The sequence below is a fragment of the Paenibacillus sp. FSL L8-0340 genome, from assembly GCF_038593145.1.
Classification (GTDB): Bacteria; Bacillota; Bacilli; order Paenibacillales; family Paenibacillaceae; genus Paenibacillus_AQ.
The window spans coordinates 6,559,851-6,578,995 of sequence record NZ_CP151967.1 but is presented as its reverse complement, the minus strand read 5'-3'; the positions used below and the strand labels follow the sequence as shown (position 1 = coordinate 6,578,995).

The 19,145-nt window shown below is 49.9% G+C and carries 14 protein-coding genes; 12 read left to right on the top strand and 2 right to left on the bottom strand.

The genetic code is table 11. The features are described from left to right. The first annotated feature begins 73 nt into the window (after positions 1-73). From NST07_RS30105 to NST07_RS30090, 4 genes are all read left to right on the top strand, one after another. On the top strand, positions 74-2,020 hold the full coding sequence (locus NST07_RS30105; protein ID WP_342480693.1) for a heavy metal translocating P-type ATPase: 1,947 nt from the start codon (positions 74-76) through the stop codon (positions 2,018-2,020). 198 nt (positions 2,021-2,218) lie between these two features. Continuing rightward, positions 2,219-3,160, top strand: coding sequence for a thioredoxin-disulfide reductase (gene trxB / locus NST07_RS30100; protein ID WP_342480692.1), 942 nt, complete (start codon positions 2,219-2,221; stop codon positions 3,158-3,160). Positions 3,161-3,250: 90 nt separating this feature from the next. Then, positions 3,251-3,484, top strand: coding sequence for a glutaredoxin family protein (locus tag NST07_RS30095; protein ID WP_038596638.1), 234 nt, complete (start codon positions 3,251-3,253; stop codon positions 3,482-3,484). A 142-nt stretch (positions 3,485-3,626) separates the two neighbouring features. Further along, positions 3,627-4,067: a GNAT family N-acetyltransferase gene (locus NST07_RS30090; protein WP_342480691.1), complete on the top strand. Its 441-nt coding sequence runs from the start codon at positions 3,627-3,629 to the stop codon at positions 4,065-4,067. Between the two features lie 98 nt (positions 4,068-4,165). On the opposite strand, the gene NST07_RS30085 is transcribed toward NST07_RS30090, so the two are convergent. Together NST07_RS30085 and NST07_RS30080 are read right to left on the bottom strand one after the other, a co-directional pair. Beyond that, positions 4,166-4,366 (bottom strand): hypothetical protein, encoded by a 201-nt coding sequence (locus NST07_RS30085; protein ID WP_342480690.1) that lies wholly within the window; start codon positions 4,364-4,366, stop codon positions 4,166-4,168. Between the two features lie 134 nt (positions 4,367-4,500). Continuing rightward, on the bottom strand, positions 4,501-5,661 hold the full coding sequence (locus tag NST07_RS30080; RefSeq protein WP_038596631.1) for an ROK family transcriptional regulator: 1,161 nt from the start codon (positions 5,659-5,661) through the stop codon (positions 4,501-4,503). A 416-nt stretch (positions 5,662-6,077) separates the two neighbouring features. Here NST07_RS30080 and xylA point away from each other — a divergent pair, with 416 nt between their 5' ends. From xylA to NST07_RS30040, 8 genes are all read left to right on the top strand, one after another. Beyond that, entirely contained in the window at positions 6,078-7,394 is a 1,317-nt protein-coding gene (xylA, locus tag NST07_RS30075; RefSeq protein ID WP_341096452.1) for a xylose isomerase, read from the top strand. Positions 7,395-7,599: 205 nt separating this feature from the next. Further along, positions 7,600-9,096, top strand: a complete 1,497-nt coding sequence (gene xylB, locus NST07_RS30070; RefSeq protein WP_342480689.1) for a xylulokinase — start codon at positions 7,600-7,602, stop codon at positions 9,094-9,096. A 101-nt stretch (positions 9,097-9,197) separates the two neighbouring features. Then, positions 9,198-10,739: a response regulator gene (locus NST07_RS30065; protein WP_342480688.1), complete on the top strand. Its 1,542-nt coding sequence runs from the start codon at positions 9,198-9,200 to the stop codon at positions 10,737-10,739. A 150-nt stretch (positions 10,740-10,889) separates the two neighbouring features. Further along, complete coding sequence (locus NST07_RS30060; protein WP_341097789.1) at positions 10,890-12,677, top strand: histidine kinase; 1,788 nt, start codon at positions 10,890-10,892, stop codon at positions 12,675-12,677. A 103-nt stretch (positions 12,678-12,780) separates the two neighbouring features. Further along, the gene (locus NST07_RS30055; protein ID WP_341096446.1) at positions 12,781-13,767 is read left to right on the top strand and encodes a sugar ABC transporter permease; all 987 of its coding nucleotides are present in this window, start codon (positions 12,781-12,783) and stop codon (positions 13,765-13,767) included. 14 nt (positions 13,768-13,781) lie between these two features. Next, the gene (locus tag NST07_RS30050) at positions 13,782-14,681 is read left to right on the top strand and encodes a carbohydrate ABC transporter permease (protein ID WP_197073626.1); all 900 of its coding nucleotides are present in this window, start codon (positions 13,782-13,784) and stop codon (positions 14,679-14,681) included. Between the two features lie 206 nt (positions 14,682-14,887). Next, positions 14,888-16,633, top strand: coding sequence for an ABC transporter substrate-binding protein (locus tag NST07_RS30045; protein ID WP_342481989.1), 1,746 nt, complete (start codon positions 14,888-14,890; stop codon positions 16,631-16,633). A 100-nt stretch (positions 16,634-16,733) separates the two neighbouring features. Continuing rightward, positions 16,734-19,118, top strand: coding sequence for a glycoside hydrolase family 95 protein (locus NST07_RS30040; RefSeq protein ID WP_342480687.1), 2,385 nt, complete (start codon positions 16,734-16,736; stop codon positions 19,116-19,118). Positions 19,119-19,145: the final 27 nt, after the last annotated feature.

The window sequence follows — 19,145 nt, the reverse complement described above, 5'->3', positions numbered from 1 at the left end:
TGTCAGGGACAGAATGCCAATGCTCCTAAACCAATCAGGAAGGTGATTTTACATGCATGCAACATCCAAACAAATGCCAAAACCAATAGCGCGCCAAGGCAACGCGCAGCAGCCCCGTACACCGGAGCCGCGACGTTTCGATCCGAAGGCTATGCTGGGCAATTCTGAAATGCAGGCTGCCCTGGGCAGCGGATTACTTATGCTGATTGCTTGGGCAACCAGCGGCTGGTCGGAAATCCTCTCAGTGCTGCTCTATGTGATCTCTTACACGGTAGGCGGCTGGATTAAAGCGAAGGAAGGCGTGGAGACACTGGTCAAGGAACGCGACCTCGATGTCAACCTGCTGATGATTGCTGCCGCTTTGGGCGCCGCTTCAATCGGCTACTGGAACGAAGGTGCGATGCTGATCTTCATCTTTGCACTGAGCGGCGCTCTGGAGAGTTATACCATGGAGCGCAGCAAAAAGGACATCTCCTCCCTGATGGCCCTAAAGCCAGCCACGGCAGTGCGCATTGAGCAGGGGGCAATGAACGAGGTTGCAATTGATCTTTTGGCCATCGGAGATTTGCTGCTGGTGCGGCCCGGTGAACTGATTCCCGCTGACGGTAAAGTGTGCCGGGGCGAATCGGCCGTCAATCAGGCTTCGATCACAGGCGAATCATTGCCGGTAGAGAAAACAGCCGGAAGTGAAGTATTCGCCGGGACGGTGAACGGGGAAGGCCCGCTTTATATCGAAGTTACCAAGGCTGCAGAGAACACCCTTTTTGCCAAGATTATTAAGATGGTGGAAGAGGCGGAGAGCGAAGTGCCGGATTCACAGCGGTTTATTAAACGGCTGGAGTCGATTTATGCCCGGGTGGTTGTGGCTGCAACGGTTGCATTGATTGCATTGCCGCCATATCTGCTGGACTGGAGCTGGAGCGATACTTTTTATAAAGCGATGGTCTTTCTGGTGGTGGCTTCACCGTGTGCGCTGGTCTCATCCATCATGCCTGCCATGCTGTCGGCCATTTCCAAAAGTGCGCGCAAAGGCATCCTGTTCAAAGGTGGCGTGCACCTGGAGAATATGGCGCGGACGTCCGTGGTTGCTTTTGACAAGACCGGAACGTTGACTGAGGGAATCCCGCAGGTAACGGATTTTATCGCCGGAGAGGGGTATGACCGGAGGGAGCTGCTGGCGGTCAGCGCATCCATTGAGAAATTGTCACGCCATCCGCTGGCGGAGGCGGTTGTCCGCATGGCTGAGGAGGAGCAGGTGGAGCTGTACAATATCCAGGAGAGCAAATCTGTAACCGGCTGGGGGATTGAAGGCACGGTTCAAGGCCAACAATGGAGAATCGGCAAATCGAATCTTTTGGATGAGCCGGCAGTTCAGAGAGATGACGAACCAGTACAACACTGGAAAACCTTGCGGCAGCAGTTCGAGATGGATGGAAAGACCGTGTCGCTGATTCTGGCCGGTGACAAAATCGCCGGGATGATTGCGCTGCAGGATACGGTGCGTCCTCAGGCGGAAGTTGCTGTACGCAAGCTGCAGAAGCTGGGAATTAAGGTGGCTATGCTGACCGGGGACCGGGCAGAGGCGGCGCAGGCGATGGCAGCAAGAACGGGAGTGGACATGGTATTTGTCGATCTTTTGCCGGAAGATAAAGTAAGTCATATTAAAGCGCTTCGTGAGCAATATGGCCATGTGATTATGGTTGGTGATGGGGTCAATGATGCTCCGGCTCTGGCAACGGCCACCGTTGGCATGGGGATGGGCATGAAGGGCAGCGGTGCGGCACTTGAGATTGCCGATGTGGTCCTGATGAACGATAATATTGAAGAGATTTCTTCGACCATTGCGCTGGCCCGCCGGTCGCAGCGTATTGTGAAGCAGAATATGATCTTTGCTGTTACCGTGATCGTCAGCCTGATGCTGGGCAACTTTTTGCAGGGGATCGCACTCCCCTTCGGTGTTGTTGGTCATGAAGGCAGCACAATTCTCGTGATCCTGAACGGATTAAGACTTTTACGCTAATTAAAGCTGAAATTGACAAACCTACAGGGTATTCCGGAAATTTAATTGCTTAAAATTGAATTGTTCACAAAATGGGTACGATTACAGCGTGTCTGGCATATTGACAACTCCTCCTTGGGTGATCATAATAAGTACTACATTATAATAATTTTAATTAAGGATTGACGCTTAACCGTCCATCTCAAGGAGGATATAGTCATGTACAAATCCATTATCGTTGGTACCGGACCGGCCGGACTGACTGCTGCTATCTATTTGGCCCGCGCCAACCTGAATCCGCTGGTGATTGAAGGCCCGCAACCGGGTGGTCAGCTTACCACTACAACGGAAATTGAGAATTTCCCCGGATTCCCTGAAGGTATTATGGGTCCTGAACTCATTGACAATATGCGTAAGCAGGCTGAGCGTTTCGGTGCAAAGTTTATTACAGGCTGGGTGAACAGTGTAGAGCTGGGAGATCGTCCGTTCAAGCTGAACGTTGAAGGTATGGGCACATTGACTACAGATACACTGATCCTATCGACAGGTGCTACGGCAAAATATCTCGGCATTCCCGGTGAGCAGGACAATATCGGACGCGGTGTCAGCACTTGTGCGACTTGTGACGGATTCTTCTTCCGCGGCAAAGAGATCGTCGTTGTCGGCGGCGGTGATTCCGCCCTTGAGGAAGCTGGCTTCCTGACCCGTTTTGCTTCGAAAGTTACCCTTGTGCACCGCCGTGAAGAACTGCGTGCTTCCAAAATTATGCAGGAACGTGTCCGCGATAATGCCAAGGTGACCTGGGGGCTGAACCGTACTCCACTGGAAGTGACTTCCGGGGACAAAGGCGTGAACGGTCTGAAGGTGCTTAATAATGAAACCGGCGAAGAGGAATTCATTGAAGCCAGCGGTGTATTTGTAGCTGTCGGCCATCATCCGAATACTTCCTTCCTGGGTGGTCAAATTACAACGGATGCGAGCGGGTATATCGTGACCAATCCGGGCACCTCCGAAACCAATATTCCCGGCGTATTTGCTTGCGGCGACGTTCAGGATACCCGTTACAGACAAGCCATTACGGCAGCGGGCAGTGGTTGCATGGCAGCAATGGATGCTGAGAAATACATTGAAAGCCTGGAGCACAGTGCGGTTATTTTGTAACCCTCTATTTGGAATAAAAGGCACTCCGGTGCTACAATAGATACTACCCTGATCTATACTGTTCATATAAAATTAAGGAGGAAATCAACTATGGAAAATGTAATTGTATACACTTCTACCAATTGCCCGCATTGCCGTCAGGTGAAGAGCTTCCTGAGCGAGAAAGGTGTATCCTACGAGGAACGCAACATCGAGCAGAATGATGATTACGCGCAGCAGGTTTGGGATATGGGTATGAGAGCTGTACCTGTAACCGTCATCGGCGATTTCAAAATCGTAGGCATGAACAAAACGCAATTCGACAAGGCTTTGGCAACTGTATAATACAGCCTTTGCTCTTGAATAAGAGGATACCGGCCGCTTCCGAGATGGGGGCGGTCTTTGCGTTGCCGGGCTTAATTCCGCCCGAATCGTTTAATGTACATATGGATCTCCAACCGATGAAAGGATGCTGCAAACCTTGTTAATGAATTTAAAGGAGTACAAGGATTATGGGGTAGTAAAACGTTTGCTGGCCGTGTGCATGTGGTCTGTTGATGAGGAGCTTGAAGAGAAAATCGAGCAGGTGCTTGCGGGATATATTACAAATGATTGTACAGAATTGCTGGGCTGCTTAGAGAATGGACGGTTGGCAGGGATCATCGGAATCATGCGGCATTCCAGGAAAGCGGCGGAGATCAGGCATCTTGCAGTTCAGGAGCAATGGCGCGGGAAAGGGATCGGCAGAAAGATGATAGAGGAACTCGGCAGAACTGCTGAATATGACACGATAACCGCGGAGACAGACCATGATGCCGTTGGGTTCTACAGGAATAGCGGATTTGCAGTTAAGAGTCTGGGGGAAAAATATCCCGGAGTCGAGCGCTTCATCTGCAGTCTTTCTCTAAATGACGCAGAACGTAGCTAAGGCAGTCCGGGGAGCAAGTTTCCGTACAAAAAATAGTCTGCTTTTGTGATGCCGGCTAGTTTTTGTACGGGCAGGAGCAAAGGAGTGGAAGCTCTCGCTTAAGTTTGGGTAAAGGACATGATTACTTGAAAAATAGCGTATACAACAACACCGCTGATAATAAGCATGAATCCCGATTTCTTCCTCGATTGGAACAGACGCAGTACACCGAGACTGACTAAAGGAGCAATGATGAGCAGCAGCAGCAGCACAGTGATGAACATCTGCACTGAAAGATCAGACGTATCAACATAGGTCATAGACTCACTCTCGCTTTCAGAAAAAGGGGTGATGGTGACATATGTCACACAGTTATGACCTAATTATAAAGGATTGCCCTGCTTATTGCTGCACTTTGGGCTGCTTTAAATGCGGCAAATTTACGTCAATTTGTCTACAGGGTTACCCTGATATTGCCGAGAAAATGCATCACGGCCGAAAAGCCCGCGCCGATCATGGTCCCGCGGCTGCCCAGCTTGGAAAAAGTGATCTCCAGCTGCTGCTTATGGTAGGGCAGCGTACGCTTAGCCACTACGCTGCGCAGCGGTTCGCCGAGCCAAGGCTCGGCCTCGGAGAGGGCTCCTCCGATAACTATCAGCTCCGGATTGAAGCTGTTGATCAGATTCGTGACGCCAATGCCCAGATATTCGCCCATGGTTGAGAAGTGGCGCAGCGTATCCTCCTGCCCGTCCAGCGCATGGCGGACCAGTTCTGTAGTAGTGCGGGCAGGTAATGACAAGTTTGAGTTGTCATAGGTCTTCTCGGAGGCATATAGCTCCCAGCAGCCCCGGCTTCCGCAGCTGCAGGGTTTGCCTTCCGCTTCAATGGTCATATGCCCGGTTTCTCCGGCATATCCGCGGGCGCCCTTGTACAGTTCTCCCCCGATGATAATTCCCGATCCGATCCCTGAACCTGCACTGATATACAGCAGGTGGCGCACGCCCCGGGCCGCTCCGAAATTAAGCTCTCCCTGTGCACCCGCATTGGCTTCATTGTCTATCGTGACGGGAACAGCGAAGGTACTCTCCAGAATGGAACGTAAATCCACCATCTCCCAGCCAAGGTTGGGGGCGAACAGCACCACGCCGTTCTCATCGACCATCCCCGGGACACCTACTCCGATTCCTACGATACCGTAAGGCGACGCGGGGGATTTGGTAATCAGTTCCGCAATGATAGCCTTCATCTGATTCACAACATAAGGGAAATCATGGGCATCCAACCGGCAATCCCGCTCGTGAAGTACGCCGCCGTCCAGATCGCAGAGCACCGCCGTGAGCTGCTTTACGCGCAGCTCAATGCCGATGACGCTTCCCGCCATCTTGTTAAAATGCAGCATGAGCGGTTTGCGTCCGCCGCTGGATTCCCCGGGGCCGGCTTCAGTCACAAGCTCCTGTCCGCAAAGCTCGGCGACAAGGTTGGACACGGTTGCTTTATTAAGGCCGGTCATCTCGGAGACTTTGGCCCGGGAGACCGGAGAATGCGTGCGGATCATATGTAAAATAATCGACTTATTGATTTTTTTGACCAGCGCCTGGTCACCGGTAACTTTCACGAAGTACACTTCCTTTTTTGACAACGTTCTCATTAGAGTAGTATGCCACTTAGTCTAGAGTGATGTGCGGAAAAATGCAACAGGAAGCGACGGAAGAAAGCGCGGGAAAGAGGACTGCTCTTTCAATATATCAGAGGGAATTCAGACTTTTTCACAGGCTGTTCTGAGGCTTAGCAGCATTGTGTTCAAACGAATGGCAACGCATAGGCGGTGCTGTCAAAGGGTACTTTATGGTCATGTTAAACGATAGAACGGGCAGGGTACGGGTATTTGGCCCTGCTTGCGGATGACAAGAAATAGACAAATAAAAAGTTGTTCAAAACTTTGTTTAACCAATATACAAAGTTCTGAAGATGTGTTAAGATGATGCTGTAAACGCTTGCGGGCGAAGCAAAATATCGAGGAGGATTTTACAAATGGCTTATTTTGAAACAGTGAGCAAGATCTCTTACGAGGGAAGCCGTTCCACCAACCCTTTCGCATTCAAATTCTACAATCCTAAAGAAATCGTAGCCGGCAAAACCATGGAAGAGCACCTGAAGTTTGCAATGGCATATTGGCATACATTAACTGCTGGCGGTTCCGATCCGTTCGGCGCAGAAACTGCAATCCGCAGCTGGAATCACCTGAGTGGCCTGGACAAGGCTAAAGCCCGCGCTGAAGCGGCTTTTGAATTCATGGAGAAGATGGACCTGCCTTACTACTGCTTCCATGATGTGGACATCGCTCCTGAAGGCGCATCCTTGCGTGAGTTCTACAGCAACATTGATACCATCGTAGATATCCTTGAACAAGGCATGAAGACTTCAGGCAAGAAATTGCTGTGGAACACAGCCAATATGTTCACTAACCCGCGTTATATGCACGGTGCAGGCTCCACTCCTAATGCTGATGTCTTTGCACATGCAGCTGCACAAGTGAAGAAGGGGCTGGAAGTTGGTAAACGTCTGGGCGCACAAAACTATGTATTCTGGGGTGGCCGTGAAGGCTACGAAGAATTGCTTAACACAGATATGGGCCTTGAGCAGGATAACATTGCACGTCTGTTCAGCCTGGCTGTAGATTACGCAAGGGAAATCGGCTTCGACGGTCAATTCCTGATCGAGCCTAAACCAAAAGAGCCTACCAAACATCAATATGACTTCGATGCAGCAACAACAATTGCGTTCCTGCAGAAGTACAACCTCGACAAGCACTTCAAGCTGAACCTTGAAGCTAACCATGCAACACTTGCCGGTCATACTTTTGAGCATGAACTGCGTGTAGCACGCATTAACGGCATGCTTGGATCGCTTGACGCAAACCAAGGCGATACATTGCTGGGCTGGGATACCGATGAATTCCCGGTTAACATTTATGATGCAACTCTTACGCTTTATGAAGTACTCAAGAATGACGGACTAGGCAAAGGCGGAATCAACTTTGACTCCAAAGTCCGCCGTCCTTCCTTCGAAGCTGAGGATCTGTTCCTGGCGCACATCGCCGGTATGGACACTTATGCCAAAGGCCTTAAAGTTGCCGCTAAATTGCTTGAAGACCGCGTGTTTGAAGACTTCATCGCGAAACGTTACAGCAGCTTTAATGAAGGCGTAGGGGCAGACATCGTTTCCGGCAAAGCAACATTGGCTTCGCTTGCCGAATACGCGCTGAACAACGAAAATCCGCGCCGCAATGAGTCCGGACGTCAAGAACTGCTCAGAGCTACTTTGAACCAATACATCCTGGCTGAGTAGGATTAGGGCTTGAGCATACGGCTCAGACTTTAGTTCAGCCGATATTAACGCAACGGGGGTTGCTGAAGAGAGCATTCTTCGGCAGCCCCTTTTCTTGTAAATGGTGTTTCTTCATATAACTTTTAGCGGATGCTTACGAAGTGAGTTATATTGCGAAGTGGAGTCAAATGTAGTAATGCTTCATATAACTTTTAGGAGGATCAATATGAAATATGTAATCGGTGTAGACCTGGGGACCAGTGCGGTAAAGACTGTATTGGTTGATCCGCAGGGAAAGGTGGCTTTCGAGCATTCCGAAGCCTACCCGCTTAGCAGACCCCAGCCGAACTGGAGTGAACAGAATCCCGAGGACTGGGTGAAAGGAACGCTGGTCAGCCTCCGCCGTCTGATCGAGGTGTCTGGTGTAGATCCTTCGCAAGTGGACGGCATCAGCTTTTCAGGGCAAATGCATGGTCTGGTGCTGGTGGACAGCGAAGGCAATGTGCTGCGTCCGGCAATTCTCTGGAATGACACCCGCACTACGGCACAGTGCCGTGCAATCGAGAAGAAACTGGGAACAAAGCTGATCAGCATTGCCAGAAACCGCGCCTTAGAAGGGTTCACACTGCCCAAAATTCTGTGGGTTCAGGAGAATGAGCCGGAGGTGCTGGCGCAAGCACACCAGTTCCTTCTGCCGAAGGATTATGTGCGTTTCCGTCTAACCGGTGATTATGCGATGGATTATTCCGACGCGGCGGGTACATTGCTGCTGGACGTAGGTGCGAAGCAGTGGAGTGCGGAAATTGCCGAAGCTTTCTCACTGCCGGTCTCGCTGTGCCCTAGACTGGTAGAGTCCTTCGATCTGACAGGAACGCTGCTGCCTGAGATTGCTGAAGCTTCCGGCCTTCTGACATCCACAAAGGTATTTGCCGGCGGTGCGGACAACGCCTGCGGCGCGCTCGGCGCCGGTATTCTGGGTGAAGGCCGGACGATGTGCAGCATCGGCACCTCCGGTGTGGTCCTCTCCTATGAGAGCAACAAGGATCTTAATCTGGAAGGTAAGGTCCATTTCTTTAATCACGGGGAGAAGGATGCCTATTATATTATGGGCGTTACTCTTGCTGCAGGCCATAGTCTTACCTGGTTCAAAGAAACCTTTGCAGCGGAGAAGAGCTTTGACGAATTGCTGCAAGGTGTAAACGATGTGCCGGCCGGAAGCGGCGGGCTGTTGTTCACACCGTACATTGTTGGTGAACGTACGCCGCATCCGGACGCAAATATCCGCGGCAGCTTCATCGGCATGGATTCCGGCCATACCTTGTCCCACTTCACCCGTTCGGTCTTGGAAGGAATTACGTTCTCCCTGCGCGAGTCGATTGAGATTGTGCGTGAATCGGGTAAGGAAATTACAGAGATTGTGGCGATCGGCGGCGGTGCTAAGAATGAGGCTTGGCTGCAAATGCAGGCTGATATTTTCAATGCGTCGATTATCAAGCTGGAGAGTGAGCAGGGCCCGGCTATGGGTGCTGCAATGCTGGCTGCCTACGGAAGCGGCTGGTTCCCTTCCCTTGGTGCATGTGCAGAAGCATTCATCCGTCCTGCAGAAGTATTTAAGCCGAATGCCGGGCAAGTAGCAGTTTATGATGGATTATTCAGTATTTACCAGGACGTATACGGCCAGACCCGCGAATTGAATGATAAGCTGGCTGCATACCGGAAATAACTGGGCTTGCAAGAATGGGGCTGACGATCTGCCCGCGATACCCGCAAGGGCAGCGCTTGTGCTCTCCTTGCGGAACTACGCTTCTTAGGGGCTGAAGACTAATGATAAAAGTGCTGATTGTAGATGACGAGCCCAAGCTGAGGGAAGGGATGCGTACACTGATCTCTTGGGAAGAGCTGGGTTACACCGTAGTGGCGACGGCGGCAAACGGATTCGAGGCGCTTGATAAGTTCCATAGCTTTGCTCCCAAGCTGATTGTCGCAGATATTCGCATGCCGGGAATGGACGGCCTGGAGCTGATTAATGAGCTGCGCAAAGAAAACGCTAACTGCCATGTACTGATTCTTAGCGGTCATGCGGACTTTGAATATGCCAAACGGGCAATCTCCTATCATATCGACGGATATTTGCTGAAGCCGGTCGACGAAGAGGAATTGATCTCCTATCTTCATGACCTGCGTGTCACGATAAGCCAGGAGGAGCAATTGAGCCAGCTTCAGACGGATTTCCCGGTACGCAGCAATGAAGCGCTGCTGCGCGAGCTGCTTCAGCAGCGCGAGAATGGTTTTGACACGGCAGAAGCAGCAGCCGGGCTTGGGCTAACGGGGTGGAGCTGTGAAATTGTACTGCTGGAGCTGAAGCGGGCGCAGAAAGGCGAAGACGGAAGTGAAGATCGTGTCCGCAGCTTGCTGGAGCAGCATTGGCCGGCAGAGGAAGCATTGTTCTTCACCTTGCCTCCATATATGGGGATCCTGTTAAAGGAACCGCTCAAGGACGAGACTGCCCGCGCAGCCTTGTGGAATGACCTCAATAGAGTTATTTCCAAAGAGGGATTGGATTTTTATGCCGCTTCCGGAGGCGGAGTTGCCGATCCGGAGCTGGTAAGCCAGTCTTTTTCCGCAGCCCGCGAGCTGCTGGAGTCAGCTTTTTTCGGACGCAGGGAAATTCTTCTGAGCGGGCAGCCAGATGAATGGCTGGTTCGGATCGATCAGACTGAGGACATTGAGGAATCGGAACGCGATGAAGAGATGGAACTGCTGCTTGCGATTGAAACCGGGAGTAATGAAGCCATTCTGGGGCTGGTCGGGCAGATCATCCGCAAACTTGTTGCTGTAAAACGCAATGAGACGTATATCAAAGATAATCTGATCCGGATCATGAGCAGTACGATTGCCCGCCTGGAGGCAGCTACCCCAGACATCCGTTCCTTTATTGCGGGCAATCCTTCTCCCACTGGGGAAGTATACAGCAGTTATTATCTGAGCGATATCGAGAATATGGCCGGGAACTACCTGGAGCAAATTTCGAAGCAGATGAACAGCGGCGGAAAGGGCGATGAGATTAAACGGATCACCGATTTGATCCAGCGCCGTTACAATGAGAACTTAAAGCTGGGGATGCTTGCGCAAATTTTCAATTATAACAGCGCCTATCTGGGCAAAATGTTCAAGAACCAGATGGGCGAACATTTTAATACCTATCTGGACAAGGTGAGAATTGAGAAAGCGAAGCAGTTTCTGACACAGGGCATGAAGGTGTATGAAGTGGCTGAAAGAGTCGGGTATATGAATTCCGATTATTTCAACGCCAAGTTCCGCAAATACGTCGGGGTATCCCCAACCGCCTACCGTAAGGAAAATTAATCCTGGGCGACGCACTTGCCGAACGATCAACGTGGGCATTATGATAGACAGGCTGTTCCCTATCTGCGGCAGATGAGGGAGCGGCCTGTTTGCCATGATTCGGGTGAACAGATTAGGAGAGGAGGGAACGTTGTGAAAAATCTGGTGCGGATGATCAATAATATGAAGCTGAAATATAAGTTCATTCTGTTCTACATTGTAGTTGTTATGATTCCTGTACTGATTATAGGCATTGCCCTAACCGGGTATTTTCGCGGGGCTGCCTTGGACAGAGCCATTGACCAGGCAACCAATAATTTGGAGAAAATCAAAAGTCAAATGGCAAGCAAGCTGCGGGTTCCCATGGATATTTCGAATCTGCTCTATTTCGACAGCGATTTCAAGACCCTTGTCACTACGAAGTATCCCAGCATCCTGGAGCTGACGAAGGCTTATATAAATTTTACAGATTTCAAGGATTATATATTGCAGTACCGCGAACTCTCCAACATCCGTTTCTTCATTGATAACCAGACGCTGGTTGATAATATGTCTATCGCTCCCCTGACGCCGGAGATTGAATCCAGATCATGGTATCAGAAGGTTGTGGGGACCAAAGGAATACACTGGCTGTACATCCCCGACAAAGAGGAATACAAAACCAGTGAGAAAGGGACCATTAATAAGTTAAGCCTTATCCGTCAGGTCCCTTATTCAGAGTATAAGAAACCCGGTGTATTAATGGTGCAGGTAAATCCCGATGAGCTGAACGGAATGCTGTACCAGGAGCCCTTTGAAACGATTATCACAGATGAGCAGGGGTACATTACTGCCGCCAAGAACCGGGAGCTCGTAGGGACTACGCTGGATGCCTTTGATATCGGTATAGACTTGAGTACGAAAACTAAAGGCGTGTTTAGAACCATGGTGAAGGGCGAAGATTCCTATGTTATTGTCGATGAGATGACTCCTTCATTTAGCATCAGCCAGTTGAAGGTCATTACCGTATTTGAGCGAAGCAGCATTCTTAGCAGTGCGAATAAAGTGAGCGTTCTGGGGCTGCTGATCATCGTCGGGGTGCTGCTTGTTGCGCTGGTGCTTGTCTATACCATCTCTTTATTGACGACCAACCGCCTGCTCCGGCTCAGCCGCCAACTGAATCAGGTAGCCTTAGGCAATCTGAACGTAGTCTCCCATGTAGACGGGACGGACGAAATCGGACAGCTGTCGCGGCAGTTTAACTATATGGTGGGAAGCATAAACCAGCTGATCGCCCAAGTGATAGAGAGCAATGAGAAGAATAATAAACTGGAAATCGCTCAGAGAGAAATTAAGTTGAAAATGATGGCCAGCCAGATTCACCCGCATTTCCTGTTTAATGCCCTGGAATCCATACGGATGAATGCGCATCTTAAAGGAGAGAAAGAGATCGCCAATATCGTCAGACTTCTCGGAAAGCTTATGCGCAAAAATCTGGAGGTAGGCAGAGAACGGGCGCCGATGAAGGAAGAGATTGAAATGATCCGCTCCTATCTGGAGATTCAGAAATTCCGGTATGAGGACAGGCTGATGTTTGAAATAGATTTCGATGCCAAAGCCTCCGATATCCTGATTCCGCCGCTGATCATCCAGCCGCTGGTGGAGAATTCTGTTGTACACGGACTGGAGAATAAAGAAGGAACGGTTAACGTGCGGGCAAGTGTCGTTTTGTCTGACGATGAGATACAAGTGGTTGTGGCAGACGACGGTGCCGGGATGACAGAAAAGCGGCTATCCGAAATCTTGGCGGTAATTGACCAAGCCGAGGAAGAGCAGCGAAGCCGGATCGGTCTGCGAAATGTGCACCAGAGACTCGTCTTGTATTATGGGGAGAAGCATGGACTGAATATCGAAAGCGAAGAAGGGAAGGGCACAAAAATTTCCTTTTCCATCCCGCATGATAGCGATTTCAGACAGTAGGCTGTTGAATGTCTAATTTACACAGGATTTTACGTGAAATCTGTCGGGTATTCGCTTACATTTGGGTGCGGTATGATATGAATATAAAAACAAAGGGGGAATAATGGACGTGAAAGCGCTCACTGAAAACGGTGTTACAGCAAATGAAAGCGTAACCCCCCACCCACCTGCGAAGCGGAAAAACGGATTTTGGAGTAGCGTACTGCAGCAAAAGTACTTGTATCTGATGTCTCTTCCTTTCGTGATCTGGGTATTCATTTTCAGCTATGTGCCCTTATGGGGATGGTTGATGGCATTTCAGAAATATAAACCAGCCAAGTCGTTTGGGGATCAGAAGTGGGTTGGATTGGATAACTTCAAAGAGCTTTTCCATGATGAACGCTTCTACCTTGTGCTAAGAAACACGCTTGCAATGAGCGGTCTGGGATTGATATTTGGCTTCGTTGTTCCGATCTTGTTCGCTGTACTATTGAATGAGCTGCGGGGCAATGTCTTCAAAAGAACGGTTCAGACCGTATCTTACCTGCCTCACTTTGTATCTTGGGTTGTTGTAGGCGGGATTGTCTACAAGACACTCGCAATCGACGGAGGGATCGTGAACGATTTGCTGATCTGGCTTAATGTCATTGATGAGCCGATCCAGTTCATGGCTAAAGGTAAATATTTCTGGGGAATTTTAACTGCAGCTGATATATGGAAAGAAACTGGCTGGAATGCGATCATCTATTTGGCAGCGATTACAGGGATCGATAAAGAGCTGTATGAAGCGGCAAAGGTGGACGGGGCCGGAAGAATCAAGCAAATGTTCAACATTACATTGCCGGGTATCCGCACGACAATCACGGTTCTCCTGATTATGTCCATCGGCCACTTGGTCGGTATCGGCTTCGAGAAACAGTTCCAGCTGCAGAACAACCTTGTTACCGATTATTCGGAAGTGCTGGATTTGTATGCGCTTAAATATGGTATTCAAATAGGACGTTTCTCCTATGGTACCGCAATCAGTATGTTCACCTCAGTAGTCAGTGTAATCTTGCTGCTTGTCGCTAACGGTGTAATGAAGAAAATTACTAAAGAAAGCATCATGTAAGGAGGGGATCTTAAGTGAGCAGCAAAGCTTTTCAAATGTCAAAGTCTGAACGTGTATTCGACATCTTCTTGTATATCTTACTAGGGTTGGTCATGATTGTGACTCTATATCCCTTCCTGAATGTGCTGGCGATTTCCTTCAATGAATCTACAGACACCGTTCGAGGCGGCATATATATTTTCCCGAGAGCCTGGACGCTTGAGAACTACGAACGGATCTTCAGTTATACAGGTCTGATTCAGGGTTTCAAAATCTCGATATTGCGGACCGTTTCCGGTACAATTCTCGGACTTGCAAGCTCCGCCATGCTGGCGTTTACGCTCAGCCGTCCGGATTTCCGGGCAAGAAAATTTGTTTCGGTATTCCTGGCACTGACCATGTACTTCTCCGGCGGTATGGTGCCTATGTACATTCTGATGAAAGATTTAAATCTGATCGGAACGTTCTGGATCTACATTTTGCCGGGTGCGGTTTCCGCGTTCAACGTATTCGTCATCCGTTCCTTTATGGATGGTCTGCCATACGCCCTGCAAGAGTCCGCTAAGCTGGACGGAGCCAATGACTTCCTGATTTTCTACAAAATCATCTTGCCGCTCTGTAAGCCGGTGCTTGCAACAATCGCACTCTTCCTGTCGGTAGGACAATGGAATGAGTGGTTCACAACCTATCTGTATAATGGTAACAAGCCACATCTAACGACACTCCAGTATGAGCTGATGAAGGTTCTGTCGAGTACGAACCAGGGCAGCGGCATGGCAAATGCCAACGATTTGGCCCAGCAAATGGCGCAAATTTCACCAGAGTCCATCAAGATGGCTATCACCATTGTAGTAACGGTACCTATTCTTGTAGTGTATCCTTTCCTGCAGAAGTATTTCGTAAATGGTATGACACTGGGAGCTGTAAAAGCCTAATCCCTGCTAGACAGGGCTAGGATAAGAGGGACGTATTTCTGGCAGGAAAATTGCCAAGCAGAATTACGTCCTGGCTTATCCGTTAAATGAAAGCGCTGGATTGGATTTATTATTATATCGTATTTGCAAGCGCTAACAATGGTATATACAGGTTTAACCTGATATGCATAGATGAACTAATACAAATTATCAAGGGGGATACACAAATGAAAAGCAAGAGCATTAAGACTGCTTTTACGCTCATGCTCATGAGCTCTATGCTGATCGCAGGCTGTGGCGGCGGCAACAACAACAACAAAAATGTTATCGACACTCCTGCCGACAATGGGGCGAAAAACACCGGCAACAATGCTGCTGACGATACTGCTATGGATACAAGCCCTTTTACTATCTCTTTCTTTGGTGGGGATGCCAGTCCAAACTGGAACAAAATGCAGGATGAAGTGGGTAAAGTAATTACTGAGAAAACTGGTGTAACGATTGATGCAGAGTTTGATGTAGGCAGCGGCGGCGGCGATCAAAAAATCCCAATGATGGCTGCCAGCGAAGATGTTCCTGATTTGATCTTCGCCAAAGGAAATCTTAGTATCCTGGTGGATGCTGGTCTGGTTATTGATCTGACCGAACTAATTGATAAATATGCTCCGAACCTGAAAAAAGTATATGGCGATAACATGAACCGTCTGAAATACAGCCTGGATGACCAGAGTATCTATCAAATTCCTACGAACATGGGGGTCGGCCAGCAATCCTTCGACGCAACAGGCGGATTCGAAATTCAACACCGCGTACTGAAGGAACTGGGTTATCCTAAAGTGAGGACCCTAGCCGACTATGAAAAAGTGCTGAAGGATTATGTGGCGCTGCATCCGGAAACCGATGGACAGCCTACGATTCCGCTTACGCTGAATGCCGATGACTGGAAGATCATGATCACGGTTACAAACCCTGCCTTCACTACAACAGGGGCACCGGATGATGGTGAATATTATGTCGATCCGGAAACTTACGAAGCAAAACTTCACTACAAACGCCCTGAAGAAAAAGAATATTTCCGTTGGTTAAACGGCATGTACGCTCAAGGTCTGCTTGATAAAGATTCCTTCGTACAAAAAGACGACCAATATAAAGCCAAAGTGGCCAGCGGCCGTGTGCTTGGTCTGATTTCCCAGGAATGGGAATATTCCGATGGTGAAAATGCTCTGAAAGCAGCCGGTAAAGATGAGTACACTTATGCTCACTTCCCTGTAACCCTGTCTGAAGAGTATAAAGATCATTCTTTCATGTCAACAGGTATCGACGGCTATGGTCTTGCGATTACAACTGCAGCTAAAGATCCTGTCCGGATCATCAAATGGCTGGACTGGATGTCTTCCGATGAAGGTCAGGTTTTGAGAAGCTGGGGTATTGAAGGCAAACACTACACTGTAAATGCAGAGGGCAAACGTGAAGTTCCAGCTGAAATTTCAGACAGAAAAGCCAATGATGCCGCTAACTTTGCTAAAGAAACAGGTATCGGACAATATCTGATCTTCGGTGCACGTTATGGCGATGGTGTGAAGGATTCTACTGACAACTATTACACTGCAACCTTCCCGGATGAAATCGTAGCTGCTTACTCTAAAGCTGAGAAGGAATCACTCGCAGGATACAAAGCTACAACATGGAAAGATCTGTTCCCTAAAGAAGATGAATTCCCTGTCAAAGAAACAGGCGCTCTGTACAACATGCCAGTTCCAACTGATGGTCAATATCAAGTAATCTTCAAAAAGACTCAGGATATTGTCCGCAAACGTATTCCTGAAGCCATCCTGTCCAAACCTGCTGATTTCGACAAAGTGTATGACGCATTCATTGCTGAGCTGGACAAAGCCGGCGCTCAGGATATGGAAAAAGAGTTTACAGAACTCGTGAAAAAGAGAGTATCTCTGTGGACTGGAAAAGATTTGTAAGCAGCAATTCTCCTTGTTAAACAAAACTAATGCAACAGCAAGGACCCGACATTTGTCAGGGTCTTTTGCTGTATTTTGAACTCATGTGGAGGGCAAGTATATGAAGGAAGAGATCAAGGAGCATCCTTGGAAATTAATATACAACCAGCCTGCGGCTATCTGGGAAGAAGCGCTGCCGCTTGGCAACGGGCACATGGGGGCCATGGTATTCGGCGGCACAGCCAGGGAACGAATTCAGTTAAATGAAGATACATTATGGTCCGGATTTCCCCGGGATACCAACAATTATGAAGCGCTCCGGTATTTGAAAAAAGCGCGGGGTCTGGTAACGGAAGGCCGTTATGCGGAAGCTGAAGCAACTATTAACGCCCGCATGCTAGGCGTAAATACGCAGGCCTATCTGCCGCTGGGAGATCTTTACCTGGAGCATGGCGGTGCGGAGAATTTCAGCCATTATCAGCGTGAGCTGGACCTGGACAGCGGGATTGCCAAGGTGGCCTATCATACGGAGACGGGGGGATTTACCCGCGAAGCCTGGATCAGTGCACCCGACGGTGTATGTGTCATTCAGGCCAATAGCAGTGTTAAGGGGGGCCTTCGGCTTGCACTCTCTTTGGACAGCCTGCTGAAGCACTCCGTGGAACCAAAGGGAGAAAACGGGCTTGTCCTCAAGGGTAGCTGTCCTACACATATTGCGGATAATTATCATAAGGATCATCCGGGTGCCATTCTGTATGAGGATGGGCTGGGTCTAACGTTTGAGCTTCACCTGCAGGTAATTCTCACAGGAGGAAGCGTAGAGTACACAGACGGCAAACTTGTTATATCGGGGGCGGATAGTGTGCAGCTGCTGCTTGCCGCTGGCACTGATTATGAAGCGCTGAGAAGCCGAGCATCGCATCTCAAGAAGCGCAGCGCCACAACGTATGGAAACATTCTCAGCCCGGCAGAGAGCTGCGAAGCAAGACTGGCGGCAGCGGCTTCCAAGTCCTATGAAGAGCTGCTGGATCGTCATACAGAGGATCACAAACGAATCTTCCGCCGGGTCGACATGGATCTCGGCGGGCGGGAGAGAGACGGATTACCGACTGATGAGAGACTCATGAAGTATAAAGCGGGACAGGAAGATCCTGCACTTGAAGCGCTGCTGTTTCAATATGGCCGCTACCTGCTGATGGGAAGCTCCCGTACCGGCACGCAGGCTGCCAATTTACAGGGGATTTGGAACCATCATCTGACACCGCCATGGAACAGCAATTATACAACCAATATCAATACCCAAATGAATTATTGGCTGGCCGAGGTTGGCAATCTAAGCGAACTCCATGAACCTCTGATCGATATGATCCGAGAGGTCAGTGAAACGGGAGCCCGGACGGCAGCAGTTCATTACGGAGCCCGCGGCTGGGTAGCCCACCATAATGTTGATCTGTGGCGCAGTTCTTCTCCTTCAGGCGGAGATGCCAGCTGGGCATTCTGGCCGATGGGCGGCGTGTGGCTGTGCCGCCATTTGTGGGAGCATTACAGCTTTAATCCTGACGCTGCTTATCTGGAGGAGACTGCTTACCCGCTCATAAAAGGGGCAGCATTGTTCTGCCTTGACTGGCTGGTGGAAGGTCCGGACGGTCTTCTGGTTACGAACCCGTCCACTTCGCCGGAAAACCGGTTTATGACGAAAGATGGCCAGCCGTGCAGTGTCTCGATGGGCTCCGCGATGGATATCAGCTTAATCCGCGAACTGTTTGAGCATTGCCTCCATGCTGTGCGGATTCTGGGCCTGGATTCCGAGTTTCAGCAGCAGCTGGAAGAGGCGCTCTCCCGGCTGTCTCCGCTCAAGATCAGCAATGACGGACGCCTGCAGGAGTGGAACGAGGATTTCGCCGAACCGGAACCGGGACACCGTCATGTATCGCATTTGTATGGACTATATCCGGGAGAGTTCATCAATGGGCGGGAGACTCCAGAGCTGTTGGAGGCAAGCCGCTTATCACTGCAGAAACGGATCGCCTCGGGAGGCGGACATACCGGCTGGAGCTGCGCTTGGCTAATTAACCTTTATGCACGGTTGAAGGATGGGGAGGCCGCTTACGGCTTTGTCCGTACGCTTCTGTCCCGCTCGGCTTACCCTAACCTGTTTGATGCCCATCCGCCTTTTCAAATTGACGGGAATTTCGGCGCGGCTGCCGGCATCGCAGAAATGCTGCTGCAGAGTCATTTGGGTGAAATCAACTTGCTTCCCGCACTGCCGGACGCTTGGAAGAGCGGAAGCGTCAAAGGGCTTAGGGCCCGGGGCGGCTATGAGCTGGAGATCGAATGGCGGAACCATAAGCTGGTTTCTGCAGTCATTGCTGCCAGCCGGGATGGGATTTGCCGCTTGAATTATCAGCAGCAGGAACTTCAGGTACAGCGCTCTGACGGCACCCTATTGCCGGCAGGGAATGCCCTGGATATGAATGCGGGAGAAGTGTACCTGGTAACGGTTTGACGATCCATGATCCAATGATGCATAATA

What these genes read in the sequence shown, in the direction of transcription:
- NST07_RS30085 (WP_342480690.1), bottom strand. Translation starts at nt 4,366, where the DNA reads ATGACCTATGTTGATACGTCTGATCTTTCAGTGCAGATGTTCATCACT.
- xylA (WP_341096452.1), top strand. Translation starts at nt 6,078, where the DNA reads ATGGCTTATTTTGAAACAGTGAGCAAGATCTCTTACGAGGGAAGCCGT.
- NST07_RS30065 (WP_342480688.1), top strand. Translation starts at nt 9,198, where the DNA reads ATGATAAAAGTGCTGATTGTAGATGACGAGCCCAAGCTGAGGGAAGGG.
- NST07_RS30095 (WP_038596638.1), top strand. Translation starts at nt 3,251, where the DNA reads ATGGAAAATGTAATTGTATACACTTCTACCAATTGCCCGCATTGCCGT.
- NST07_RS30045 (WP_342481989.1), top strand. Translation starts at nt 14,888, where the DNA reads ATGAAAAGCAAGAGCATTAAGACTGCTTTTACGCTCATGCTCATGAGC.
- NST07_RS30105 (WP_342480693.1), top strand. Translation starts at nt 74, where the DNA reads ATGCCAAAACCAATAGCGCGCCAAGGCAACGCGCAGCAGCCCCGTACA.
- trxB (WP_342480692.1), top strand. Translation starts at nt 2,219, where the DNA reads ATGTACAAATCCATTATCGTTGGTACCGGACCGGCCGGACTGACTGCT.
- NST07_RS30090 (WP_342480691.1), top strand. Translation starts at nt 3,627, where the DNA reads ATGAATTTAAAGGAGTACAAGGATTATGGGGTAGTAAAACGTTTGCTG.
- NST07_RS30055 (WP_341096446.1), top strand. Translation starts at nt 12,781, where the DNA reads ATGGACGTGAAAGCGCTCACTGAAAACGGTGTTACAGCAAATGAAAGC.
- NST07_RS30060 (WP_341097789.1), top strand. Translation starts at nt 10,890, where the DNA reads ATGATCAATAATATGAAGCTGAAATATAAGTTCATTCTGTTCTACATT.
- xylB (WP_342480689.1), top strand. Translation starts at nt 7,600, where the DNA reads ATGAAATATGTAATCGGTGTAGACCTGGGGACCAGTGCGGTAAAGACT.
- NST07_RS30040 (WP_342480687.1), top strand. Translation starts at nt 16,734, where the DNA reads ATGAAGGAAGAGATCAAGGAGCATCCTTGGAAATTAATATACAACCAG.